Genomic DNA, 23,962 nt, shown 5'->3' with positions numbered 1-23,962 from the left:
CTCTCAGGAGCGACATGTCGATAGCGAAGACCGTTGACGATAAGTTCAAGGAGATCGGGGCGAAGCTCAGCAACTGGGGGCGGTGGGGAGCAGACGACCAGATCGGCACGCTCAACTTCATCACCCCGGAGGTGCGGGCCGCAGCGGCCAAGATGATCAGGACCGGGGAGACCGTCGACCTCGGGATGCCACTGGACGCCAATGGACCGCACAACGGCCGAGGGTTCTGCGCACGCTTCAATCCGATCCATCGGATGACGCAGATCCTGACCGACGTCGAATTTCCCGCAGGAGCCATGGCAGCCGACGACGTCGTCAGCATGCCCTTGCAGGCCGGCACCCAGTGGGACGCGCTGTCCCATGTCGGCTACGACGGCGAGATCTACAACGGCTACCCCGCCACGTCGATGACCGCGCTCGACGGTGCGACGAAGAATTCGTTCGACCGTGTGGTGGACCGGATCGTCGGACGCGGGGTCCTGCTCGACATCGCCCGGCTGAGGGGCGTCGACGTCATGGAGGGCGGGGACGAGATCACCCCCGACGACCTCGACAGGGCGGCACGCGCCCAGGGGGTGGAAGTGCGGCCAGGTGACATCCTGCTCGTGCGCACCGGCTGGTACCAGCACTTCCTGAACGGCAACCACGACACCTTCCTCGGCCCCGACGAACCCGGGATGGGCTTCTCGACGTGCGCGTGGCTGCACGAACACCAGGTGGCCGCGATCGCTGCGGACAACTTCGCCGTCGAGGTCAGGCCCAGTGGAATCGAGGGCGTGCTGGCACCCGTACACATGGTCCTGATCCGAGACCTGGGCATGACCCTCGGCGAGATGTTCAACCTCGAAGACCTGTCCGAGACGTGCGCGCGCCTGGGCACATGGGAGTTCTTCCTGACCGGAATCGGGATCAAGGTCTCCGGGGCCGTGGGCTCCCCCGTCAACCCCATCGCGATCTTCTAGACCTCTCACCCGCGCGCTTTCGCCACGAGTGAGGGTCAGGCCTGCACGAGGCCTGGATCTCAGGACAGGCCCGGACCAGTGTCAACGGCCGCGCAGTGATCCCCGGATGTGAGGGACGTCGACGGATCCTGTCGGTGCTGGCGACAGCTGGGCGGGGAGTGAGAGCGCAGAGAATCGCGGCGCAATAGGCGAGGACACCTCGGCTCCGGCCCGGATGGAAACGACCCGCGGCCGCCTGCACAGCCTGGCGAAGGGGGGCTCGTGGCAGCTCGAGGAGCGTGCGAGAGCGCTCCACGGCTCCCGACTGCGTGCTCCCAACAGACATGTGCTCACGAAGGAGCACCACAGAACCCCTCGCCCTCGCGCGTGACCTGCCCGAACGACTCTCCCCGCGTTCAAAAACTGGAGGGACTGGCCACCGAGACCCGGAGCCCGCCCGGTCAAGGGGTCATCGAAAGCAGTCAAGGGGTCGTGTTCTCGACGACCCCTTGTCCAGAAATCCGTCAAGGGGTCGTGGATCTCGACCCCTTGACCGAGAATCGCGCCTCTACCAGCACCAACGCCTTCGGCGGGAATGCCGCATTTCGGCGACTCGGGTCAACCCACGCTTGACGCCGCTCCCACTCCGCTCCCGAACGCGCGTTAGGGGTCATCCGAAGATGGCCCCTAACCTGCGGCTTTAACTGACATCTCTGTCGGGACGACAGGATTTGAACCTGCGACCCCTTGACCCCCAAGTCAAGTGCGGGTCGCTCCCCATGAGTTGTGTTGTCCGTTGAGCGCCACTGCCTTCAAATGGTAGTTCAGTAAATGCCGTTCGAGAGATTTCTTCAGCCCTTCGAGGCCGCAAAGCACAGACAGCGACTCTTCGACTTTCTTGCCGTCCGTCTGAGGCGCTACGCGCCTATAGAGCAACTCCCCTACCAAGCAGGGCTTGATCAAGTTCCGTGAGGGTCGGGGTTGTTGGTGATGCCCAGGAGTGGGAGGGCTCGTTCGGTCTCGGATTGCGCGGGTGGTCTTGGCGATGTTGGTGGCTCCGAGGGTCTTGAGCAGGCCGATGGCGAGGTTGCGGAGGGTGGCCATGGCCCGAGGTGCGGTGTCGGTGTGGACGGTGGAGGCGTCCTCGGCGAACGTGACGTCTCTGACGTGGTGCAGGGCCTCGATGCTCCAGTGGCCGCGGACGGCGACGGCGAGTTCGGCGGGTGTGGCCTGGTGGGAGTCGAGGCTGGTGACCGCGTAATCGGTCTCGCGGCTCTCGCGCCGGCCGGTCTGCCAGCGGCGTCGGTGAACACGGAGGGCGAGGCGGGCGCGAGGAAAGGCAATCCCGCCGAGTTCGTCGGCGATGCCGCAGGTCTTGAGGGAGCGGGACTCACGGCGGCCGTGTCCGGCGAAGGAGGCGGTGTGCTGGATGGCGACGTCCGGCCAGGGCAGGCCCGCGAGCTGCCGGTAGGCGGTCGGCTGACCGCTTGATCATCGCAATGTAGTGGGCGTTCTTCGTCCCGACCAGCCAGGTTACATTCGCCCGGACCGAGTGGAGCGCGTCGAAGGAGCAAGGGCTGGAAGTGCGCGGCCTCATTCGTCTTCGCGCCGACCTCCGCCTGGGCGAGGGTCACCGCCCGGTGGTGGGTGACCGCGGAGAGCAAGTGCCTGCGGCCGGCGGACAGGCGAGCCGATCCCTTCAGCGACTTGCCGTCGACGGCGATCACCTGCCGTTGTCCCGAAGCCGTTCCCGCCTCGTTCCGGTTGGCGAGGTAGGCGCCGACCGCCCGGTCCAGGGCGTCACAGTCAACGGCCACCAGCACGCGGCCGATCGTGGTCCGCGAGGGAGCACGGCGCCACTTCAGCGGATGCCGGCGCACCCCGACGGCGGTCAGCACAGTGTCCGAGGCCCGCTGAGCCCACTCGGCGATCTCGTCGACGCTCCTCGCTCCGGACACGGCCGCGCAGGCACAGGCGAGGAGGATCGCGGTCAGCGAGTACCAGCGGCCCCGCCTCGCACGGGGATCGGGCAGCAGATCCAGGAAAGGTCGCAGGTCAGACACTTGACGGGCAGCCAGCGGACTGCAGTACGGGGACGATGTCACGGCACTCGATCTGCGCGACCTGTGCCGTCGTGGAATCCCCAAGGTTGGCCACCCTTGCGCGAGGGACGTGGCCAGTGGATCGAGACCTTCCAGAACGACACCGCGGCCTTCCTCGAGGGGAACATCCCGGCCTGACAGCCATGCAGTCCATCAGCTGGCTGGTCTCTGCGGCGGCACCAGTGAAGCAGGGAGAAGCGGTCAGAAGAAGTGCGAAGGCCGAGTCTGCCGGTGTTGCATGCGCGAGACTGATCCTGTGTCGACAGCTGACGGAGTATCCGGAAACACAACGCTGGTGCCCTGGGCGGAGGTTGGGCGGATCACCTGCGAAGCGGCCTCACAGCACACGTTGGAAGCCGCTGGCCTGTCAGGCGCGGAAGCGGCGCGGCCCTACCTGGCAGTCACGGTCCCGGTGTCTGTGCGGTTCCCAGCCCCCAGGACGGACGCCGTTCTCCTGGTGACGGCCGAACTGTGCGCGCCCCGAGGACATCACCCCCCGGTGGCCTGCCGGCCGTCGCCGTCTGCGGACTACACCGATGTGCAGCTCACCAAGTCCGGTTCCGTTTCCCTGAAACCTGCCGTGATCGAGGTGCGCGGCGAATTGGGACGCACACGCGCTGGGCAGGAACTGGTCCGCGATGTGACCGGCGTCGGCACCAGCCGCCTGGAGTGGACCGTCTCCGGCCGGCGCAGACAACTGCCCGGCAGTCAGGAGTTCCGGTTCCTTGTTCCGTGGCGCACGAACTCGTGCGACTGGGTCGAGGTGCGGGCCGAGCTGCGGACTGCGAGAGGGCTGCGCCCGAGGTCGTGGCGGACACCCCGGCCGGGGTCAGGACACGCGCCGTTGCTGGCTGACACGGCGCCGCAGGCCCCGGCGACGCTCGTACTCCATGAAGGGCGGACTGCCGGCGCCCGGCCGCTTTTCGTCGGCCGTCCGCTCAATATGGCGCTCGTGCCAGGCCCCGACCACTGCTTCCTCGTGCGGACGACCGGCCGGGACGGCGCCGCGGGCGTACTGCGCTGGTCCGACGACACCGACGGCCGGCCGGGGTATCTCTGGCTCCCGGCGCTTCCCGGCCCCGTCGTGCTGGAGCGGGCCGGCGGAGAGGTGCGGAGTCACGAGCAGTCCGTCCTCCTGGAGAACGGCGACGTCCTGTGCACTGATGTCGCCGGGCCCCTGCACATCACCTACGAGCGTCCGCGGGACACCCCCCGCCGAACGCTGCGGAACTGCCTCGACCTGCGGGTGACCGTCGATGGAGCCGAGATCTCGTCATACACGACCGCCAGCGATTACGTGACCGTCGGCCGCAGTCACCGGGACATCGACATCGACCGCCCGGACATCAGCCGTTCGCACGGCGCACTGGAATTGGACAACAACGGTTGGGCGTACGTGCACAGAAGCGCCGCAGGGGCGTCCACCATCGTCCGTGACGGGGCTCCGGTGGCCCGGCTGGAGCGAGGGGACAGTGCTCCCGTGCGCAGCGGTGACGAGGTGCAGCTGACCGAGCGTGTCTCCCTATCCATCGACTGAACGTACCTACGCGGCACAGGGGGCCTTCGTGAGTGACGATCCGGCGCGGGAACCGAAGATTGGCGAGATCCTCTTCGGGACCTACACGGTCGAGCAGTTCATCGGCTGCGGCGCGTCCAGCAAGGTGTACCGCGTGCGCGACACCGCGACCGGAGAGCCTTACGCGTTGAAGTTTCCGACGACTGGCGTTTCGGCGTTCCTGGAACGTGAGGTCCTGCGGCAGATGGTCCTGCCCCGGCACCGCAACGTGGTGCCCGTCGTCGCGGTGGAGCTGGACAGGCGTGAGCAGCCGTTTCTGTTCCTGGAGTACATGGACGCGGGGACGCTGCGCGACAGACTGCACGGCAGCCCCTGGGCCCGAGAGATGGCTCTGCCGGTGCTGCGGGACATTGCGGAAGGGATGGCCCACGCCAACCGGTCAGGCGAGGTCGCGCACCTCGACCTGAAGCCCGAGAACATCCTCTTCACCAGTGTCGACACCGCCGCCAGAGTGGCGGACTTCGGACTTCTGCGGAAGATACGCGTGGAACGGGTCCGGTACCCCTCGGTTGCCGCCACGACCGGGACACTCGGATACCAGGCCCCAGAGGTCGTCCTGGCGACCGGCAACGTGAGCCAGAGCTGCGACGTGTACTCCTTCGGCCTCATCGCCCTGGAGATGCTGACCGGATCGCTGCCCGGCGACCAGGACGTCGATCAGGCACAGTTCTACCGATCGCCGGCGGGTCGATCCTTCTTCCTGGACTTCTCGTTCGGCGACCACCCCCTCGCCTCACACGTGCCGGACGAGGATGTGCGGAGCTTCCTGGCGTCATGCCTTGCGTACGAACCGGACCAACGGATACAGACGTTCTGGGCAGTACTGGAGGCAATCGGACGCCTCGGGGTGCCCGCGCGGACGGAGCCCGACCGTCCACCGGCATCGGGAGAAGACCGTTCCGCCCGTCGCGCTCTTTCCAGGGCTCACGTCCTGTGGCGGGAGGGCGACGAGGACGGAGCGCTGAATGCGGTGAACACCGCCGTCCTGTTCTCCGGGACGGACGCCCGCACCCGGGCCGAGGCGCTCGGCCTCGGCGCGGATGTTCTCGATGACCGCGGCTTGACCGAGCACGCGCAGGCCCTGAGGTCTCTGAGTGTCGGTACGGACGCGTCCCCGCACCTCGCGCTGGACGCCGTCCCCGGCGCGCCGCGTGCCGAGGTGTTCCCGTCAACGGGGCATGTCACTCGGTTCTCGGGGGTCGACCCCTGGGCGCTGAGGGAGGGCCCTCTACCCGGGCACGAGAGCGAGAAGGAGCGGGACCAGGAGATCACGGCGGTCCAGGCAGAGTGCAAGAAGGGCCGGTTTCACAGCGCCCTCGACATCGTCCGGTACGTGCTGCCACGCAACCACGTCCTGGGACTGAAGCTCGCGAGTCTGGTGTTCTGGACCAGCAGGGAAGACCTGCTCAAAGCGCCTGAGCCGCCAACCGAACTGGACTACGAGGACCCTCGGTTCGACCCGATCCGTGTCGAATGCGGGCGTTGCCGCAGCCTGAGCTGGCTGGCCTTCGGCGCGACCGTTCTGGCCGGCACCTCTCCGGGCGGAAACATGGGGTCGACCGCATTCGCACAGTGTGTGAACTGCGCGCTCACCCTCTGCGGCCCGTGCCGGACGGCTGCCGGGGCCAACAAGCCGCTCTCCTACGGTCTCGACACCCTCGCATGCCCGGACTGCCGGCAACGAATGACGTGGGCCAAGGCGACCGGTCGCACACGGCCTTGGGGTCATGTGATGCCGGAGACACCGGTTTCGACGGCGTTCCTCGTCCGCAGCGGTCCGGTCCCGGTCATGGAAGACGACTGGCTGCGGACCGCACTGCTCGGGGCGAGCCCAGATCTCCTGATCAACGAGGTTCCGGTGCACCGCACCCACATCGTCCGCGCCCGCGACGGGCGAGAACTGGCCGACATCGCGCTCTTGGTGAGCGAACGGCACACCGGGGCCGGGACGAACGACCACACCGAGGTCGTTTACGGCACCGATGCCGAGGGCGTCCCCTTCGCCTTAGCGAAGGTGCTGCGGCCGCCGCTCCGGCCGGTCGTGTGGCCTCCCGACCAGCTGTCGGACGTGCATCGGATCGACCCGCCCCGGTCCTACTACGACAGCCTGATCGACGACACCACCAACCCCCTCTCCGGGGCCGGCTTCACGATCCCGATCCCGGTATTCGAAGAACCCGGCCGGACAAGCGCGGGTGAGTCGCAAGAAGAGGTGGACGGGTATGCCCAGCGACTGCTCACCCTGCTGAGAGAAGGTGAGCGATGGGAATCCCGGCTGACGCGGGAGCAGCAGCGGCTGTGGCTCAAGGGGCCCCACTTGGAGGAAGTGTTGCGCTCCGGACGGCCAGCCGACGAGTGGATCCACAGCCAGGTCGAAATCAGACGGCTCGGGCACGAACTTGATCGCAAGGGAGGCAAGACGCTGATGCGGGAGGTGGCCAAGTTGGCGAGTGCGCTGTGCCAGACCCCGGGGGCGCTGGATGTGGTGGCGCGGGTCTGGAACGGGATCGGCTCGTGGGAGGCATGAGGACACTGGTCCCGGAGCCGTGCGCCTGAGCAAGCCCCAGGCTGGAACACTGCGGGTGCCGATAAATCATCCGCCCAGGTGACGGCCTTGATCACTGCGTTTCCTGCTCCGCGACCGGGACGCGAAGTACACGGAGTCCTTCGATGCAGTCTTCGCGGCCGACGACATCGAGGTCGTGAAAACCGCGCCGCGAGCTCCTCGGATGAACGCGCACTGCGAACGGGTCATCGGCACCCTGCGGCGCGAGGTCCTCGACCACCTGCTGATATGCAGCGAGGCCCGCGCCCGACGGGCCCTGGACGCCTACGCCCGGCACTACAACCGTCATCGCCCGCACCAGGCCCGAGGACAGCTTCCACCCCTCGCCCACAAGCACCCAGCGCCCCCGACCAACCTGGCCGCGCGTCGACTCCTCCGCACCCGAGTACTCGGCGGCATCATCAACGAGTACGGATACGCAGCCTGACCAGCAGCGACGAGTTTCCGAACGGCACAGGCTCCTGCCGATGAGCGACCGCGACAAGGACGCGCAGATCCTCGCCCTGCGCCACCAACTCCCCGTCTTGGAGCGGCAGCTCGGCGCGGACCGGGTGAAACTCACTGCGGAAGACCGGGCATTCCTTGCCGCTCTACTGGCACCCCTACCCCGTCAGGTCCTGCGCCCACTCCGGTTACTGGTCCGGCCAGACACCGTCCTGCGCCGGCACCGCGACCTGATCAAGCGGCGCCATGCCCGCACAGGCCGGCCGAAAAGTCCGGGCCGGCCGCCCACGGTCCGCTCAATCCGCGTGCTGACCCTCCGCCCAATCCGTCCTGGGGCTACCGCAGGGTGCACGACGAACTCGCCACCCTCGGCAACCAAGTCGCCGCCTCCACCGTCTGGGAAATCCTCACCCCCGAGGGCATCGACCCCGCGCCAGACCGGGCCGCCACCACCTGGGCCGAGTCGCTGGCCATGCACCTAGGGCTGATGGCGGGGCGGCGGCAGGTCCGATTCCGATCGCCTTTGGGCGTTGGGGGGACGGGAGTCCGGCAGAGCGGTATGGCCGGACTCCCGTGGGCTGCGGGTTCGGTTCGTCGCGGTAGCGAGCGACGCCCCGAGCAGGCCGCCCCTCCGCCCCCGGCCTCAGTGGCGGCGCAGATCAGTACCGGCTCAGAATCGCGCCGAGGTCCGGTGGCGCCGCCTCCGGTGTGCGTTGCAGTGCCCGTGCCTCGACCGCGCCGATGTGGCGGCCCACCAGGTGGCCCGCCTTCTCGGCACGAGCCGCGTCCAACAGGTCGATGAGTTCCTCGTGTTCGGCGATGGACTGCAGCTGGTCGTGTGCATGGCCGTGGATCGCGAGGATCAGCGAGCCGCGCCAGACGACCTCGGTCAGGTAGCGCTCCAGGAGCGGGTTGCCGCTGAACTCGCCCAATTTGACGTGGAATTCGGCGGCGAGCCTGCCGGACAGGCGGTGGTCGCGCTGGTCGGCCGCCGCCCGTTCGGCGCGGACATGGGCGCGCAGGGTCGCCGCGGCGGTGTGGTCCCAGTGGGCCGCGAGGCGGCGGATCGCCTCCTGCTCCAGGCAGCGGCGCATCTCGAAGACCGCCTTGGCGTCCTCGGCGTCCGGGTTCGCGACCATCGCGGACTTCGCCTTGCCCGAGTCGACGAGCCCGGCCGCGACCAGGCGGGCGAGTACCGCGCGCACCAGGGTCCTGCTGACTCCGTACTGCGCGGCGAGGGCGTCCTCGGGGAGCTTGGTGCCGGGCGGCAACGCGGCCTCGACGATGGCGGTCCGCAGGCTCACGAAGGCAGCTTCGGCCCGCTGGGCGGGTCGGTCGGGTGTCGGGTGCATGCGGGGATTGTAAGCACGGGACTTGTGGGTCTCGGTATACGGAACGCACGGGCGGATACGACGAGTTGAGCTGGCAACACGGCTGAAATCACGAGGTGACTCGGGGGCAACGACCCACTGCTCGTATACGGAAATCAAGCTTTTCCGTATACCGAACGGGCTCGCGGAGGGCCGGTTCCCGTACAGCAAGGAGCCCGGATGCCGCACGTCGTGCTCACCCTGACCGACCAGCAGCTCGAACTGGTCGACGCCTCGGTGGCCGCCGCAGAGGCCGCCTCCCGTGGTGACGTGGTGCGCCTCGCGCTGACCGAGTCGGCCACCGAGGTCCGCAGGCGCCCGCATCCCCGGACCACCGGACGCCCCTGGCGCTGGTACGACGCGCTCGCCGAGCAGCCCCTGGCCGAGCGCAAGGAAGTGGCTCGCTGGGAGATCGCCCCGGGCACCGGTCAGGCCATCGAGGTGCCGGCCGGACACGTCCTGCGCGTCGAGCAGGTGGACGGCAACCAGTGCGTCGACCTCAACGCCTTTAACCTGCACGACTATCGCGAGGCCCTGCACGTGGGCCGCACGCGCACCCTGCACGGACTCCACCCGAGCCAGGGCGACTTCCTGTGGTCGGCGCCGCCGCGCGAGCGCGCCATGCTGTATCTGCTCACCGACACGGCGGGACTGAACGACACGCTGTTCCCGCGGTGCAGCGCCAACATGTACGACTCGCTGCACGGTTTCGCCCTGCACACCAACTGTGCCGACATCCAGGCAGAGGCCCAGCGCGAGTACGGGCTCACCCCCGACGACGTGCACGACTCGTTCAATCTCTTCATGGCGACCCGGGTCGTCGACGGCATGCCCGAGATCGTCCGCCAGCAGACCGCACCCGGCGACCACGTCGAACTGCTCGCCCTGATGGACGTTCTCGCCATCCCCAACATCTGCGGCAACGACATCATGAGCACCAGCAATTACACGCTCGCGCCGGTGCTCGCCGTCCTGTCCACGGCCACGCGCGCCGAGGTCGACGCGGTGCCCGAGGTCCTGGCGTACGACACCCAGCGCACGCCCCGCCAGTTCCGGCAGCCGCACATCCGCACCGAGCGCCGACTCGAGCGCGATCCGTCGTACGTGCAGGACTTCCCGCGCACGCCGGTGCGGACGGCCGAGGTCGCCGTCGAGCTCGGCAAGGGGGAGCTGGCCGCTCTGGAGTCCGTACGCCGCCGGGATCTTTACGGCGACGACGACGCGGCGGCGCTGCGTGACGTGCTGCTGTCCTGGTGGGTGGCCAGCCATGGCTGAGCAGGTCACGCACCCGCACGTTCCCCCTGTGGGCGGTGCGACAGGTGAAACGCATGTGGTGATGGGCGAGTTGAGCGCCTACGAGCGCTACAAACTGATGGCCGGCCTGATCGTCCCGCGTCCGATCGCGTTCGTCACCACCGTCAGTGTGGACGGTGTGGTCAATGCGGCCCCGTTCAGCATGTTCGCCATGGTCGGCGAGGATCCGCCGCTGGTGATGATCAGTCTTGACCGGCGGACAGGTGGTACACGCAAGGACACGGCGGTCAATATTGACGCGACCGGCGAATTCGTCGTCCACCTTGTCGACGAGGCAATCGCCCAGCAGATGCACGACTGCGGGTTCGCTCATCCGCCCGAAGTGGACGAGGTGCGGCAGGTCGGCCTGACCGCCGTCCCCAGCGCCCAGGTCGCGGCACCGCGGATCGCCGAGGCGCCGGTCGCCCTCGAGTGCACCCTCCACGAGCGGCTGCAGACCGCGAGCCGGGAGATCTACTTCGGCCGCATCGAGCATCTGTGGGCCCGCGAAGGCCTGATCGACCCGGAGCGCTGGCATGTGCGGCTCGCCGACTACCACCCGGTGGGCCGGTTCGGCGCGAGCTTCTACGTGACCACCCGCGACCGCTTCGCCCTGAGCACCACCACCAACGACGGCAACACGGACCCGCCCGCCCACCGCACCGAGCTCGACTCGCTGTGACCCGCCCCTTCGAAGGAGTCACCAGGATGCTCCGTACGACGAAAGCCCGCCCCGCTCTGCGCGCGGCAGGTGTCGCGACCGCGCTGCTGCTGTCCGCCACCGCCTGCGGTTCCGGCGCGGGCGCCAGGTCCGACGACCTCGGCAGCGCGGCCAAGTACACGGTCGGCCCCACCGATCTGTCCGACGTCTGCCCCAAGAAGGTCGTCATCCAGACCGACTGGAACCCGCAGGCCGAACAGGGCGGCCTCTACCGGCTGCTGGGCCCCCACCCCGTCGTCGACGCCTCTGCGAAACAGGTCCGCGGGCCGCTCTTCGCACACGGCGCGTACACCGGCGTCGACGTCGAGATCCGGGCCGGCGGTCCCGCGATCGGCAACCAGCCGGTGCCGGTGCAGATGTACACCGACCCTGACATCCTCCTGGGCTGGGTCAACACCGACGAGGCCGTACAGAACTCCGCGGACAAGCCGGTCACCCAGGTCTTCGCCACCTTCGACAAGGCCCCATGGATGATCATGTGGGACCCTGCGACGTACCCCAAGGTCAAGACCATCAAGGACCTCGGCAGGACCAACGCGAAGGTGCGCTACTTCGACGGCGCGACGTGGATGGACTACCTGCTCGGCAAGCACATCCTGCGCCGCGGCCAAGTGGACGCCAGCTACGACGGCTCACCCGCCGCCTTCCTCGCGTCCGGCGGCAAGGACGCCCAGCAGGGCTTCGCGACCGTGGAGCCGTACCTGTACCAGCACGACCTCAAGGAGTGGCACAAGCCGGTCGCCCACCAGTTGATCAACGACACCGGATATCCGCTGTACGCGGTGGCACTGTCCGTACGCAGCAAGGATGTTGACGCATCGTCGAAGTGTCTCAAGAAGTTGATTCCCGTCGTGCAGCAGTCAACAGTTGACTACTTTGCCGACCCCGCCCCGGTGAACAAGCTCATCGTCAAGGCCGTCAACGCCTTCGACACCGGCTGGGTCTACACGAAGGGGCAGGCCGCCGACTCCGCGAAGCGGCAGCTTGCCGAGGGCATCGTCAGCAATGGCGGCAATCGCACCCTCGGCGACTTCGACCGGGCCAGGGTGCAGAAGATCCTGGACATCACCAAGCCCATCCTCACCCGCAACCACACCGCACCCGCGCCCGACCTCAAGTCGGCGGACGTGGCGACCAACGCGTTCCTCGACCCGTCGATCGGCCTCCACGAGAACGGCAAGGGGTGACATGACGATGTCCGATCTCATGCTGGACTTCCGCGACGTCTCCCTCACCTACCCCGGTGGCACCACCGCGCTCGAATCCGTCGATCTCCAGGTGGGTCGCGGCGAGTTCGTCGCCGTGGTCGGCCCCTCCGGCTGCGGAAAGTCGACCCTCCTGCGCATCGCCGCCGGGCTCGGCGAGGCCACCGAGGGCGAGGCGCTCATCGACGCGCAGCGCGTGGGCTACGTCTTCCAGGAGGCCACTCTCCTGCCCTGGCTGAGCGTGCTCGACAACGTGGCGCTCTTCCCGCGGCTCGCCGGGGCGGCCAAGGCCGCGCGCCGCGAACGGGCCCGCACGGCCCTGGCCACGGTCGGGCTCGCCGGATTCGAGGACCATCTGCCGCACCAGTTGTCCGGCGGCATGCGCATGCGGGCCTCGCTCGCCCGCTCCCTCACCCTCGAACCGGACCTATTCCTCTTCGACGAACCCTTCGGCGCCCTCGACGAGTTGACCCGCCAGCGCCTCGGCGAGGAGGTGCGGCGCCTCTTCGCAGACCTGCGGTTCGCCGGAGTGTTCGTCACCCATTCCGTTACCGAGGCGCTCTACCTCTCGACGCGGGTGATCGTCATGTCGGGACGCCCCGGCCGGGTGATCGACACCGTTGACGTGCCGTTCGGTGTCGAACGGGAGCCAGAACTGCGCTTCACGCCCGCATTCGGGGCGCTGTCGCAGCGCATCAGCAGCGCACTGAGGGAGGGATACGCGGCATGAGCATCGCCCGGGAGTCCACCGAGAAGCCCACCGAGAAGTCCACACAGAGCACTGCGAGGACAGCCGTCCAGTCGGCGGCGCAGACGACGCCCCGCCGCGGAGCCAAACGCGCCCCGCTCCGCTCCGCAGGCCCCCCGATCCTCGTCGCCGCCGTGCTCATCGGCGTCTGGTACCTCATCACGTACGCCGTCCTCGATCCCGCCCGACGCTTCCTGATGCCCGCCCCGCACAAGGTCGTCACCGACGCCCTCTTCGACGCCGCCGTACGCGGCGAGATCGGGGACGGGCTGTGGAGCACGGCGCAGGTGGCATTCACCGGACTCGCCGTCGCGGCGGTCATCGGCGTGCTGTGGGCCATCGCGATGAACCACGCCCCTTGGGTGGAGCGCTCGCTCTTCCCGTACGCAGTCATGCTGCAGTGCATCCCGGTGCTGGCCCTCGTGCCGCTGGTCGGCTTCTGGTTCGGCTTCGACTTCTTCGCCCGCACCGTCGTCTGCGTCCTGATCGCGCTGTTCCCAATGGTCTCCAACACCCTGTTCGGTCTACGGTCGGTGGAGCGCGCCCAGCGTGAACTGTTCGCCCTGCAGCGCGCATCCCGCTGGGTGGTGCTCACCCAGCTCGAACTCCGCGCCGCACTGCCGGCCATCTTCGCGGGCCTGCTCATCTCGGCGGGCCTCGCGGTGGTCGGCGCGATCGTCGCCGACTTCTTCTTCCGCCAGGGCGAGCCCGGCATCGGCGCCCTCATCAGCCGCTACCAGGCCCGCGCCCAGTCCCCGGAACTCTTTGCCGCGGTCCTGGTGGCATCCCTGCTCGGCGTCGCCGTCTTCACCGCCTTCGGTCGGCTGACCCGCAAGTGCGTGGGGCACTGGTACGACGCGACGCGGTGAGCCCCGCCCTGTTCGGCCGAGTGGCCGTTCCACCGGCCGAACCCGCGCTTTCGGTCCTGGCGGGGCCCGCGTTCGGCCGAAGGGGCAGGTCCGTCCGCTGTGCGCACGCGTCAGCACGGTGCGCCGCTGAAACAGGTAGGTCACCGCTGAGCCAAGCAGCGTTCCGAACACGGCTATGACGCTCGTGGCAACGACTTCCATGCGTCTAGCGAAGCATGTACCGCCGCCCCGTACTCCAGGTAGCGCCAAAGCCTGGCGGCAGCTGCCGCCAGGTGCAGCCGGACGTGGCGTCGAACCGGACCCGGTCACCGGGCCGGACCACCAGCGGAGTGCGCATCACCACGGCTCAGCCCCCACTCGCGACCGCCGTACCACGCAGTCCGGCCCCTGTGGGGTTCCAGAACAGGGGCATCGTGCTGACCTGCAGATCTAGGCTGCCCTTTCGTACTCGTTGATGAGTCCGCCGAGGACTGGACGGCGCTTGATCCTCTCGTGGGTGAGGTCGGCGGTGGGGTGGTCGGGCCGCGGCGGGTGCAGCTGTTGTCCGCGATGCGGTCTTCGCCCGTTGTAGTGCTGGGCGTACTCGTCCAGCACAGTGCGCAGGTGGCGCTGACCGAAGATGAGCATCCGGTCGGTGACCTCCGAGCGGACCGTGTGCACGAACCGCTCCGCGTACGCATTCGCTTGCGGACAGCGCGGAGGGATCTTCACGACTTGGATGTCCTGGCTGGCGAGGACCGCGTCGAACGACCTGCTGAACTGGCCGGCCCGGTCGCGCACGAGGAAGGTGAACTCGGATGCTCGGTGGTCGAGTTTCATCAGGAGACTGCGGGCCTGCTGCGTGGTCCAGGGTCCGTCCGGATGGCTGGTCACGCCGAGGATATGCACGTACCTGGTGCCGACCTCCATTGCGAAGAACACGTACAGCCGCCGCAGGGTAACCGCGCAGTCGATGTGAAAGAAGTCGACGGCGAGCATGGCCTGGGCCTGGGCGCGGAGAAACTGCCGCCATGTGGTGTCGGTGCATCGTTCGGGTGCCGGGGGTATCTTCAAGCGCTTGAGAACTCTACGGATGGTCGAAGCAGCGACGCGGTGGCCGAGCTTGAGAAGTTCACCCTGGATACGCTGGTATCCCCACGCGGTGTTTTCCAGGGCGAGTTGTTCGATGAGCGCGGCGATCGCCTGGTCGATCGGAGGTCGGCCGGTCCGGTTCGCGTAGGTCCATTTCTTCGTCACCAGTCGGCGGTGCCACCGCAGAATCGTGTCGGGCGTGACCAGGCGGTGTTGTCGCAGCACCCTGGGTAGCTGTCGGATCAGGGCGGCGAGGTAGGCGCGGTCAGTCCAGGTAAAGCGCGGCTTGGGGTTCGTGCGGCGCAGCACCGCGACCTCGTGGCGCAGGACCAGCAGCTCGATGTCCTTGGACGCGGAGGAACGGGCGAGCAATGCGAACCAGCCGAGCAGTCGGCTGAAGATCAGATAGAGCAAACGTAGCGACACGCCGAGATCATTCCCTGAAGGTACTGTTCCACCCATCGCTACTGGTCATAGAGCCAGGCCGACTTCTGAAACCCCACAGGTTCCGTATGCGCGGGCGCGTCCCACGGGAGTGGGCGGGTCGCCGCGTGGAGACCGTCATCGACCTCGGCTTCGTCGGCGACTGGCCCGGCAACCAGGCCGAGGCCCTGGTCCACCTGCCCGACGGCGCGCCCTTGAAGGCGGTCAACCCGCAGAACCAGTACGTCCCGGTCGCGAACCCGGCGACGGGCGGCGAGGAGATCCACTACCTGGTGGAGGCAGCCTCCAACCCGGACATCCTCGCCGGCGACTTCGCCGCCCCCACTCCGCTCGGCGACGTCCTCACGGCCGGCGACAAGCCGCTCTACACCTTCAAGAGCGCGGACCTGGCGATCCTCGACGAAGAGGTCTTCCACCTCTCGCTCGACGTGCAGGTGCTGCACGAACTGATGCGGGAGCTCGCCGAGTCCGACCCGCGCCGCCACGAGATCATGGTAGCGCTCGACCGGTCCCTCGACGCCCTGGACCTGGACGACATCAGCGGCACGGCGGCCGACGCCCGCGCCGTGCTCCGCCCCGCCCTCGCCAAGCCCGCCCACGCCAGCGCGCACGTCCTGTCGGCGGCCGGGCACGCACACATCGACTCGGCGTGGCTCTGGCCGATCCGCGAGACCAAGCGCAAGACGAGCCGCACCTTCTCCAACGTCACGGCGCTCGCCAAGGAGTACGACGAGTTCGTCTTCGCCTGCTCCCAGGCCCAGCAGTACGCGTGGGTGCGCGAGCACTACCCGCATGTGTGGACGCGCATCCAGGAGGCCGTGCGGGCCGGGCAGTGGGCACCGGTCGGCGGCATGTGGGTGGAGGCCGACGGCAACCTGCCCGGCGGCGAGGCCCTCGCCCGCCAGCTCATCCACGGCAAACGGTTCTTCATCGAGCACTTCGGCATCGAGACGAAGGGCGTGTGGCTGCCCGACTCCTTCGGCTACAACGCCGCGTATCCACAGCTGGCGAAGCTCGCGGGCAACGACTGGTTCCTCACGCAGAAGCTCTCCTGGAACCAGACGAACAAGCTGCCCCACCACTCGTTCTGGTGGGAGGGCCTGGACGGCACCCGGATCTTCACCCACTTCCCGCCGGTGGACACGTACAACGCGGAGTTCTCCGGCCAGGAGATGGCGCACGCGGTACGCAACTACCGGGACAAGGGCGTCGGTTCACGCTCCCTGGCCCCGTTCGGGCACGGCGACGGCGGGGGCGGGCCCACCCGCGAGATGATGGAGCGCGCCCGCCGCCTCGCCGACCTGGAGGGCTCAGCGAAGGTGAAGGTCGAGCACCCGGACGCATTCTTCGCCGCGGCCCGCAAGGAGATCCCGAAGGACCAGGTGTGGTCCGGCGAGCTGTACCTGGAGCTGCACCGGGCGACGTACACCTCGCAGGCCCGCACCAAGCAGGGCAACCGACGCAGTGAACACCTGTTGCGCGAGGCCGAGTTGTGGGCGACGACGGCCGCGCTGCACGCCCCCGGATACACGTACCCGCACGAGGATCTCGACCGGCTGTGGAAGACGGTGCTGCTGCACCAGTTCCACGACATCCTGCCGGGCTCGTCGATCGCCTGGGTGCACCGGGAGGCGGAGGCCGAGTACGCGCGGGTCGCGGCGGAGGTCGACACCCTGACGGCCGGGGCGCTCGCGGCGCTCGGCACCGCATCGGGCGCCGCGGTCTTCAACACCGGCCCGCGTGACCGCGCGGAGGTCGTGGCCGTGCCCGCAGGCGCGGCGGCCGAGGGGCAGAAGCTGTCCGACGGCAACACCGCGGTCCACGTCGCGGTACCCGCGGGCGGGGCGGCGGCGCTGGGCGGGTCGGGCGGTTCGGCTCAGGACTCGCTGCCCGTGACAGTGACGGGCAGGGTCATCGACAACGGCCTCGTACGGGTCGAGGTCGCCGAGGACGGCACCCTCGCCTCTGTGCGGGACCTGGCGGCCGACCGCGAGGTGATCGCGCCGGACGCGGCGGGCAACCTGCTGCGTCTTCACAGCGACCTGCCCAACTACTGGGACGCCTGGGACATCGACAAGCACTACAAGAACCGCTACACGGACCTCCTCGACGCCGAGTCGGTGGATGTGGTCGACGAGGGCCCGCTCCTTGCGTCGATCCGTGTCACCCGCGCCTTCGGCAAGGGCTCGCGCATCACGCAAACCATCACGGTCCGCGCGGGCAGCCGCCGCGTCGACTTCGCCACCGATATCGACTGGCACGAGGCGGAGAAGATTCTCAAGGCCGGCTTCCCGCTGGACGTGCGCGCGCCGCACAGCTCGGCGGAGGTCCAGTTCGGCCACGTCCAGCGGCCCACACACACCAACACCAGCTGGGAATCGGCGCGGTTCGAGGTGTACGGCCATCGCTGGGTACATGTCGGCGAGCCGGGCTACGGCGTCGCGGTGCTCAACGACTCGACGTACGGCCACGACGTCACACGCACCACCCGCGAGGACGGCGGCACGACGACGACGGTCCGGCTCAGCCTGGTCCGCGCCCCGCGCGTGCCCGATCCCGAGGCCGACCAGGGCCGGCACCGCTTCACCTACGCGCTCCTGCCGGGCGCGACGGTGGCGGACGCGGTCGCGGAGGGCTACGCCCTGAACCTGCCGCTGCGCACGGCCACGGCGCCTCCGGTACCCCCCGTCGTCTCGACGGTCGGCGAGGGGCTGACGGTGGAGGCCGTGAAGCTGGCGGACGACGGCTCGGGCGACGTCGTGGTCCGGGTGTACGAGTCCCTGGGCGGTCGCGCGAACGGATCGCTGCGCACGGGCTTCGCGACGGCGGACGTAACGGTGACGGACCTGCTCGAACGGCCGTTGCCCCAGCAGCCGTTGACGCTCCAGCAGGGCGACGGCCGGGGCGAGGTGCCGTTGTCGCTGCGCCCGTTCGAGATCGTGACGCTGCGCCTGCGCCGGGCGGAGTGAGCCCCGGCCCCTCGGTCATGCACCACGTCCGAGGGGCCCTGCCGGATCTCACCCTCCGGCAGGGTCTCTCGGACCACGACCTTTCCCGGTCGACATCACACGCCGTCATCCGTTCCAGGGGGAGGACGTCACACCTCGACGCAGAGGATGGGGATGCCGCGTACGTCCATGTCGTAGATGACGGTTACTGCGCCTGGCATCTCAGTCCCGCTCCAGTTCCAGGAGATGGCGCACCCACTTCTCGGAATGCGCGATGTGCGCGGATGCCGCGGCTGCGACCGCCACCGGGTCACGCTGGGTGATCGCCCCGGCGATCTCCCGGTGCCTCGCGTCGCTGACCCGCTTGATCTCCGGCCCTTCGGGCAGGGTGAAGATCTGGTGACGCCGCGAACGCGTCCGGAAGACAGTGAGCAGTGGCTCCAGTGCGGGGTTACCGGCGACGCGGGCGATCTCTGCGGGTGCCGATAAATCATCTGCCCAGGTGACGGTCTTGATCAGCGTTCTCTGGCTGTGCCCGCCGATCGCCCCGCTGTCTTCACGTGGACAGCAACGGGCGGCATCATGATCTGTCGTGCTGCTGCGCCTGGCCTACCTCGCCGCTACCAACACCTTCGCGCTCCTGCGCCTGCTGCCGATGAGTGACCGAGACAAAGACATCGAGATCCTCGCACTGCGTCACCAACTACTAGTCGTGCAACGCCAAGCCGGCAAGCCCACGCTCACCGACACCGACCGCGCTGTCCTCGCCGGCCTGCTCCACCACCTCCCCACCAACAAGCTGCGGCACCTCCTGCTGCTGGTACACCCCGAACACACTTCTGCACAGGCACCGCAACCTGCTCAAGCGACGCCACGCCGCGACCTGCCTGCCTGCCTGCCTGCCTGCCTGCCTGCCTGCCTGCCCAAGCGTCGTGGGCGCCCGCCCACCGTCCCCTCGATCCGCGCCCTGGTGCTGCGCCTGGCCCGCGAGAACAGCTCGTGGGGATATCGCCGGATCCACGGCGAGCTCGCAGCCCTCGGCATCAAGGTCGCCGCCTCCACCGATTGGGAGATCCTCCGCGAGCACGGCATCCCACCCGCCCCCGAACGGCAGAGCACGACCTGGGCCGACTTCCTGCGCAGCCAGGCCGCCGCACTACTCGCCTGCGATCTCTTCCAGACCCGCACCCTGACCGGGGCACGCCTGTACGTGTTCGCCGTCATCGAGCACTCCACCCGGCGCGTCCGGATCCTCGGCGCCACCGCACACCCGACTGCGGACTGGATCGTGCAGCTCGGCCGCAATCTCCTCATGAACCTGGAGGAGGCAGGCAGCAGTGCCAGCTTCCTGATCCGCGACCGAGACTCGAAGTTCACCACCGCCTTCGACGCCTTGCTGGCCGACGCCGGGGTGAAGGTCGTCACCACCGGCATCCAGATACCGCGAATGAACTCCCTCATGGAGCGCTGGATACAGACCTGCCGACGTGAGCACCTGGACCGCACTTTGATCTGGAACCAGAACCACCTTCTGGATGCGCTGCGCGAGTTCGAATCCTTCTACAACTGGCATCGACCGCACCGAACGCTGAAGCAAGCCGCGCCCCTTCGCCCACCACCCGAACCGATCAACGCACCAGCGCACATCACGCACCTGAAGGTCCGCCGACGAGACCGACTCGGCGGAACCCTCCACGAGTACCAACATACCGCCTGAGCAGGCCGGATGATTAATCGGCACCCGCAGGGTCGTAGGGGGCGTGCGTCTTGCCTCGTGCGCCCCTTGTTCCAAGATGTTTTGGCTCCACTTCGATCGGGTGGTTCCGCGGCCCAAGGAGCGGAGGAGCGGAGCGCTCACGCGAGCTCGCTGATCGAGTGCATCTGCGCGAACTCGTCGGCGAGTATGCCCATCACGACGAGATCATGGTGACGGCCAGCAAAGAACATGTGATCGCGCAGGCGGCCTTCCTCGGCGAAGCCGAGCCGACGATGCAGTGCCAACGATGCCTCGTTGTGCGCGAAGATCCGCGCTTCGCACTTGTGGTATCGCCGCTCTGCGAACATAAAGCGCAGCAGCATCCCCACAGCCTCTGCCGCGTAGCCCTTGCGCCGGTGTCCAGCACCCATCGTGACGCCGTACTCGAACCGTCCCGCATGTGGATCTGCGTGGCGCGTGCTGACAGCCCCGACGATCTGCCCGGTGTCCACGGCTTCGATGGCCAACCCGAAGCAGTCGCCCTCGGACTTCGCGACGGCCTGCTCATTCGCCCAGGCGCGGAACCCCTCGGCAGACCGGGGCGGGTTCAGCAGGTCTCCCAGCCGCTCCTCGTCGACGGCGAAGCCCATGAACGCCGACCAATCTTCGGGCTCGATACCGCGCAGACATACCCGCTTACCAGTCCAGAACGAAGTCATCCCCCCCTATTTGATCATGCGGATGACACGGTGCACAGACCCTCCGGAACTCTGCATGAATTGCCCTGTCATACCGGTCGGGCCAGATCAATTTGGTACGTCAGTGGAGCCACGAAACGCTGGTGCGCTGGTGCCCAAAGAAGCGCGTACAAACACCCGCATCGCCGCACCGCACCGTGCGTGCCACCAGCTGGGCGGTGCGACGAACCACCCGCCTATCGAGATGACCCGATATGGAGTGGGTCTGCGAAGGATCACAGCGACTCGGCGCAGCGCGGGGCGTAGGCAGACAAGGTCGGCCTACACCCACGCGCCTCGAGGCGAACAGGTGCGTCATTCATCTTGACGCACGCCAGGGTGGAAGAGCCCTTGAACTGCGTGCACAGTCGCGAGTGCGCCGGGATCTTTGGACCGTTGTGACCCTTGGCACCCCAGCTTCACTCCTCGCCAGGTGTCCCCGCTCCAGCGGCCGCTCGGCTTACGCCAGCCGGCCCCCACACGCATCCGCGTGCCAGGCGCAGTGTACAAACCCACCGTGCAGCTACCGCGGCCTTGTTGCGCGTGTTCTTGCCGGCAAAGACCGATTCCACGACACGCGCAGAGCCGCTCTTGTAGTACCTCAGCATCACGTCATACACGCCCCCACCGGCATGCCCCACCACCCGTATACTCGCCGGCTTCGCCGCCACGGGCGCGGACACAACCGTCTCCGCCGACGCCGTTCCCGACGCCTGCGAAGAGGGCCCGCCTCTCGTGACATCGCACTGTGAAGAACACGGGGTCGAGAACATATGACCGCAGCCGGGCGTGGTCATGTTCGCGGCAGGTTTTGATCCCCGTTTTGGCGAGCCCAAACTCGGCTGGTTTCGAGCGCAGGACGACGCCGTCCATGTATCAGGCGGCCCGGGCGGATCACATCCGCCCGGGCCGCCTGGTTCATACCCGTCCGCGAGCGGCCGCACCGGTCAGCGGTGCACCTTGATACAGGGGTTCCCCGACGACTTGGTGGCCACAGCGCACAGCCACGTCCCGTTCGGGAACTTCCGGTTGATCTTCCACGAGGCCGAGGCGAACTTCGTCATGCCGGCGCTGGTGAACTTGGCCAGCTTCCAGCGGGTGACGTTAGAGCTGCTGGCCGAGCTGCCCGTGTGCTTGTACACGCGGAACTTCTCACCGTTGCGCTGCTTGTCGGACGACACAGTAATACGGTCAACGTGCAGTCCTTTCCCCTCGACATAGATGGAAACCGACCCGTCGGTGTCGTCCCCACTCATCGGCACTGACGCCGAGGAGACGGGAGCGAGCAGCAAGACAATGGAAGCGGCCGTCAGACCGGCCTTGATCACATTTCGCATGATCGCCCTAACCCACATGCCGATCATGTGGAAACGGCCTCCTCGACGATGATCACTCCGGCGAGGGATAGATATGACTGCGTCAAGTGCGTGGCGTCATCCGAACCGGTGGCCCACTCCTCGGGCCCGATCACCCCTGGTTCATTGTCATGTGTCCTGGGCAGCCGCGACGGGCGCCAAGGCGTGGTGGGTGAGGGAGCGTTGCCAGCGGGCTTCCAGAGCGGCAAGGAGGCGGGCGTCGACGCTGTCGGCTACGTGGGCGTAGACGTCGGCGATGCCTTTGAGGGTGTGGCCGAGGCGGCGGGCCTGGGCGACTTCGGGGATGTTGTCCTCGATGAGCCAGGTTTTGTGGGTGTGGCGGAGGTTGTGGAAGGTGAGGCCGGGTTTGAGCGCGGGCCAGGTGGTGCCGTCGGGCAGGGTGGTGCCGCGGGAGGCTGGTGCCCAGATTCGGCGGGCGAATGTGGAGCGGCGCAGGAGTTTGCCCTTGGTGCTGGTGAAGAGGTGTTCGCGGTCGTGGCGGGCGAGGTCTTGCTGGAGGAGGGCGTTGAGGAAGGGCGGGAGGGTGACGGTGCGGACGGAGGCCGCGGTTTTGGGCGGGCCGTAGCCGTGTCGGCCGTCGACTTCGAGGAGGTTGCCGGTGTCGGGGTGGATGGTCAGCGTCGCGGCCTGGGGGTCGTGGGCGGGGCGGCGCAGGGAGGCGAGTTCGCCCCAGCGCATGCCGGTGTAGGCGGCGGTGATCACGAGGAGGCCCTGGGTGGGGCCGGCGAGGTGGGTGACACGTCGGGCCAGGGCAATGACATCGTGTTCGGTGGCCCATAGTTGGTCCTCTCCCTGGCGTTCGCGGCCGCGCTGGCGGGGGATGCGGACGGGGTTGTCAGGGATGAGGCGTTCGGTGACGGCAGCGGCCATGACCAGGGCGAGGAGTTTGCCGATCGAAGTGGTGGTGCAGCGGGCGTAGCGCTGCTGGAGCGACTTGAGCCACACGGTGACGTCGCTGGGGGCGATGAGGTGCAGGGGGAGGGATCCCCAGCGGGGCAGGATGTGGTTCTTGAGGAGGCTGCGGTAGTGGGAGGCGGTGTTGGGGCCGACGTCGATGGTGAGCCACCAACGGTGAACCCAGTCCGTGAGCAGTGTCTCGACTGGCTCGAACGGTGTTCGCGCAGGTAGCACCGCCGTCGCGGTGAGCGGCGGTGCTGGCGAGATGCGGGCGACGGCGGGACGCTGCAGGGCGAGCGGTGACAGATCCCGATGGCTGGCGCGTGTGGTCCGAGCAAGCTCGGGGTGGGGTGGCAGGGCGCGCGGTGGGATGTTGACTACTGCGGCCGTCGGTGCGCTCCCCTGCTCCAGGGTGGGATTGCCGGCGTCGCTCGGGTGGGCTGCGATGCCGACACTGTGGACGGGCATCTGCGGCGGCCACGAGGCGGGTGTATGCGCACCGTGGGCCTGCTGCGTCGGCTGGAGCACCTGCAGAACCGCGTAGGCCAGCGGATTGGCAATATCGGATCGGACGGCCCCGAAGTCCCCGGGTACGGCCCCCTCTGCAACCGTCGGAGCGACAGGCAGCGCGACAGGCGCTGGGGTGATGGTTCGGGGCACCGGGGCGAGGGTCGTGGCGTGCTCGGTGGCGGCGTCATGTGTGGGGAACACCCCGGCGGTTTCGGCACGGCCGTCCGGTGTCCAGTAGCGCACTCGATAGCGGTTGCCACGGCGTTCGACCCAGGCCATCGGATTCTCCTGACTGCTCGTTCAGCCCCAGCGGCACGTAGCCGCACCAGGGTTGAGGTGTGATGGGCGCCCGGGAGCGTCTGCATGTGCACCACATGCGGACGCTCCCGACGTTGGGTGCCCGGTTATGTGCGCCATCGGGCGCTGGACCATCGACGCTCCATCGGCT

At 68.1% G+C, this 23,962-nt stretch carries 16 protein-coding genes and 5 pseudogenes; 13 read left to right on the top strand and 8 right to left on the bottom strand.

The window, feature by feature from the left end; genetic code table 11:
* Window positions 1-14 precede the first annotated feature (14 nt).
* Both ACY0PA_RS35495 and ACY0PA_RS35490 read left to right on the top strand, forming a co-directional pair.
* The gene (locus tag ACY0PA_RS35495) at window positions 15-962 is read left to right on the top strand and encodes a cyclase family protein (protein ID WP_473081513.1); all 948 of its coding nucleotides are present in this window, start codon (window positions 15-17) and stop codon (window positions 960-962) included.
* Window positions 963-2,066: 1,104 nt separating this feature from the next.
* Complete coding sequence (locus ACY0PA_RS35490) at window positions 2,067-2,432, top strand: hypothetical protein (protein ID WP_473086626.1); 366 nt, start codon at window positions 2,067-2,069, stop codon at window positions 2,430-2,432.
* Between the two features lie 293 nt (window positions 2,433-2,725).
* On the opposite strand, the pseudogene ACY0PA_RS35485 reads toward ACY0PA_RS35490, so the two are convergent.
* A pseudogene (locus ACY0PA_RS35485) lies at window positions 2,726-3,004 on the bottom strand (transposase family protein); the annotation flags it as partial.
* Window positions 3,005-3,644: 640 nt separating this feature from the next.
* Between ACY0PA_RS35485 and ACY0PA_RS35480 the strand changes: the two are divergent.
* From ACY0PA_RS35480 to ACY0PA_RS35465, 4 genes and pseudogenes are all read left to right on the top strand, one after another.
* Window positions 3,645-4,580, top strand: coding sequence for an FHA domain-containing protein (locus tag ACY0PA_RS35480; protein WP_473081512.1), 936 nt, complete (start codon window positions 3,645-3,647; stop codon window positions 4,578-4,580).
* Between the two features lie 28 nt (window positions 4,581-4,608).
* On the top strand, window positions 4,609-7,146 hold the full coding sequence (locus ACY0PA_RS35475; RefSeq protein ID WP_473081511.1) for a serine/threonine-protein kinase: 2,538 nt from the start codon (window positions 4,609-4,611) through the stop codon (window positions 7,144-7,146).
* 91 nt (window positions 7,147-7,237) lie between these two features.
* Window positions 7,238-7,612: pseudogene (locus tag ACY0PA_RS35470) on the top strand (integrase core domain-containing protein); the annotation flags it as partial.
* Between the two features lie 40 nt (window positions 7,613-7,652).
* Window positions 7,653-8,098: pseudogene (locus ACY0PA_RS35465) on the top strand (integrase); the annotation flags it as partial.
* A gap of 190 nt (window positions 8,099-8,288) precedes the next feature.
* Here the strand turns inward: ACY0PA_RS35465 and ACY0PA_RS35460 are convergent.
* On the bottom strand, window positions 8,289-8,981 hold the full coding sequence (locus ACY0PA_RS35460) for a GntR family transcriptional regulator (protein WP_473081510.1): 693 nt from the start codon (window positions 8,979-8,981) through the stop codon (window positions 8,289-8,291).
* Between the two features lie 198 nt (window positions 8,982-9,179).
* On the opposite strand from ACY0PA_RS35460, the gene ACY0PA_RS35455 reads away from it, so the two are divergent.
* The 5 genes from ACY0PA_RS35455 to ACY0PA_RS35435 are packed head-to-tail and all read left to right on the top strand — an operon-like array spanning window position 9,180 to window position 13,835.
* Window positions 9,180-10,274, top strand: a complete 1,095-nt coding sequence (locus ACY0PA_RS35455; protein WP_473081509.1) for a DUF1989 domain-containing protein — start codon at window positions 9,180-9,182, stop codon at window positions 10,272-10,274.
* Window positions 10,267-10,974, top strand: coding sequence for a flavin reductase family protein (locus tag ACY0PA_RS35450; RefSeq protein WP_473081508.1), 708 nt, complete (start codon window positions 10,267-10,269; stop codon window positions 10,972-10,974). Before ACY0PA_RS35455 ends, ACY0PA_RS35450 begins: the two co-directional genes overlap by 8 nt.
* Window positions 10,975-11,000: 26 nt before the next feature.
* Window positions 11,001-12,200 carry a substrate-binding domain-containing protein gene (locus tag ACY0PA_RS35445; RefSeq protein ID WP_473081507.1) on the top strand — a complete coding sequence of 400 codons (1,200 nt, stop codon included), beginning with the start codon at window positions 11,001-11,003 and terminating at the stop codon, window positions 12,198-12,200.
* A gap of 1 nt (window position 12,201) precedes the next feature.
* On the top strand, window positions 12,202-12,948 hold the full coding sequence (locus tag ACY0PA_RS35440) for an ABC transporter ATP-binding protein (RefSeq protein WP_473081506.1): 747 nt from the start codon (window positions 12,202-12,204) through the stop codon (window positions 12,946-12,948).
* Entirely contained in the window at window positions 12,945-13,835 is an 891-nt protein-coding gene (locus ACY0PA_RS35435) for an ABC transporter permease (protein WP_473081505.1), read from the top strand. The genes ACY0PA_RS35440 and ACY0PA_RS35435 overlap by 4 nt, the downstream gene beginning before the upstream one ends.
* Before the next feature lie 220 nt (window positions 13,836-14,055).
* On the opposite strand, the pseudogene ACY0PA_RS35430 reads toward ACY0PA_RS35435, so the two are convergent.
* Window positions 14,056-14,151, bottom strand: a pseudogene (locus ACY0PA_RS35430) (IS5/IS1182 family transposase); the annotation flags it as partial.
* Between the two features lie 113 nt (window positions 14,152-14,264).
* Window positions 14,265-15,332 (bottom strand): integrase core domain-containing protein, encoded by a 1,068-nt coding sequence (locus ACY0PA_RS35425; protein WP_473081504.1) that lies wholly within the window; start codon window positions 15,330-15,332, stop codon window positions 14,265-14,267.
* Window positions 15,333-15,418: 86 nt separating this feature from the next.
* Here ACY0PA_RS35425 and ACY0PA_RS35420 point away from each other — a divergent pair, with 86 nt between their 5' ends.
* On the top strand, window positions 15,419-18,319 hold the full coding sequence (locus ACY0PA_RS35420) for an alpha-mannosidase (protein WP_473081503.1): 2,901 nt from the start codon (window positions 15,419-15,421) through the stop codon (window positions 18,317-18,319).
* Between the two features lie 201 nt (window positions 18,320-18,520).
* On the opposite strand, the gene ACY0PA_RS35415 is transcribed toward ACY0PA_RS35420, so the two are convergent.
* Entirely contained in the window at window positions 18,521-18,769 is a 249-nt protein-coding gene (locus ACY0PA_RS35415; protein WP_473086533.1) for an FCD domain-containing protein, read from the bottom strand.
* Window positions 18,770-18,890: 121 nt separating this feature from the next.
* Between ACY0PA_RS35415 and ACY0PA_RS35410 the strand changes: the two are divergent.
* Window positions 18,891-20,015 (top strand): annotated as a pseudogene (locus ACY0PA_RS35410) (integrase core domain-containing protein).
* A 137-nt stretch (window positions 20,016-20,152) separates the two neighbouring features.
* Here ACY0PA_RS35410 and ACY0PA_RS35405 read toward each other — a convergent pair.
* The 3 genes from ACY0PA_RS35405 to ACY0PA_RS35395 form a co-directional block, all read right to left on the bottom strand.
* Window positions 20,153-20,713 carry a GNAT family N-acetyltransferase gene (locus tag ACY0PA_RS35405; RefSeq protein ID WP_473081502.1) on the bottom strand — a complete coding sequence of 187 codons (561 nt, stop codon included), beginning with the start codon at window positions 20,711-20,713 and terminating at the stop codon, window positions 20,153-20,155.
* Window positions 20,714-21,678: 965 nt separating this feature from the next.
* Window positions 21,679-22,095 carry a hypothetical protein gene (locus ACY0PA_RS35400; protein ID WP_473081501.1) on the bottom strand — a complete coding sequence of 139 codons (417 nt, stop codon included), beginning with the start codon at window positions 22,093-22,095 and terminating at the stop codon, window positions 21,679-21,681.
* 120 nt (window positions 22,096-22,215) lie between these two features.
* Entirely contained in the window at window positions 22,216-23,793 is a 1,578-nt protein-coding gene (locus tag ACY0PA_RS35395; RefSeq protein ID WP_473081500.1) for a tyrosine-type recombinase/integrase, read from the bottom strand.
* Window positions 23,794-23,962: the final 169 nt, after the last annotated feature.

The organism is Streptomyces sp. DS1-CR2, assembly GCF_055760475.1.
The sequence above is the reverse complement of the archived record's forward strand: the minus strand, read 5'-3'. Positions and strand labels throughout refer to the sequence as shown.

Bases quoted from the DNA above. Each gene is read 5' to 3' on its own strand.
- ACY0PA_RS35495 (WP_473081513.1), top strand. From the start codon at position 15: ATGTCGATAGCGAAGACCGTTGACGATAAGTTCAAGGAGATCGGGGCG.
- ACY0PA_RS35460 (WP_473081510.1), bottom strand. From the start codon at position 8,981: ATGCACCCGACACCCGACCGACCCGCCCAGCGGGCCGAAGCTGCCTTC.
- ACY0PA_RS35455 (WP_473081509.1), top strand. From the start codon at position 9,180: ATGCCGCACGTCGTGCTCACCCTGACCGACCAGCAGCTCGAACTGGTC.
- ACY0PA_RS35450 (WP_473081508.1), top strand. From the start codon at position 10,267: ATGGCTGAGCAGGTCACGCACCCGCACGTTCCCCCTGTGGGCGGTGCG.
- ACY0PA_RS35445 (WP_473081507.1), top strand. From the start codon at position 11,001: ATGCTCCGTACGACGAAAGCCCGCCCCGCTCTGCGCGCGGCAGGTGTC.
- ACY0PA_RS35440 (WP_473081506.1), top strand. From the start codon at position 12,202: ATGACGATGTCCGATCTCATGCTGGACTTCCGCGACGTCTCCCTCACC.
- ACY0PA_RS35435 (WP_473081505.1), top strand. From the start codon at position 12,945: ATGAGCATCGCCCGGGAGTCCACCGAGAAGCCCACCGAGAAGTCCACA.
- ACY0PA_RS35420 (WP_473081503.1), top strand. From the start codon at position 15,419: ATGCGCGGGCGCGTCCCACGGGAGTGGGCGGGTCGCCGCGTGGAGACC.
- ACY0PA_RS35405 (WP_473081502.1), bottom strand. From the start codon at position 20,713: ATGACTTCGTTCTGGACTGGTAAGCGGGTATGTCTGCGCGGTATCGAG.
- ACY0PA_RS35400 (WP_473081501.1), bottom strand. From the start codon at position 22,095: ATGATCGGCATGTGGGTTAGGGCGATCATGCGAAATGTGATCAAGGCC.
- ACY0PA_RS35395 (WP_473081500.1), bottom strand. From the start codon at position 23,793: ATGGCCTGGGTCGAACGCCGTGGCAACCGCTATCGAGTGCGCTACTGG.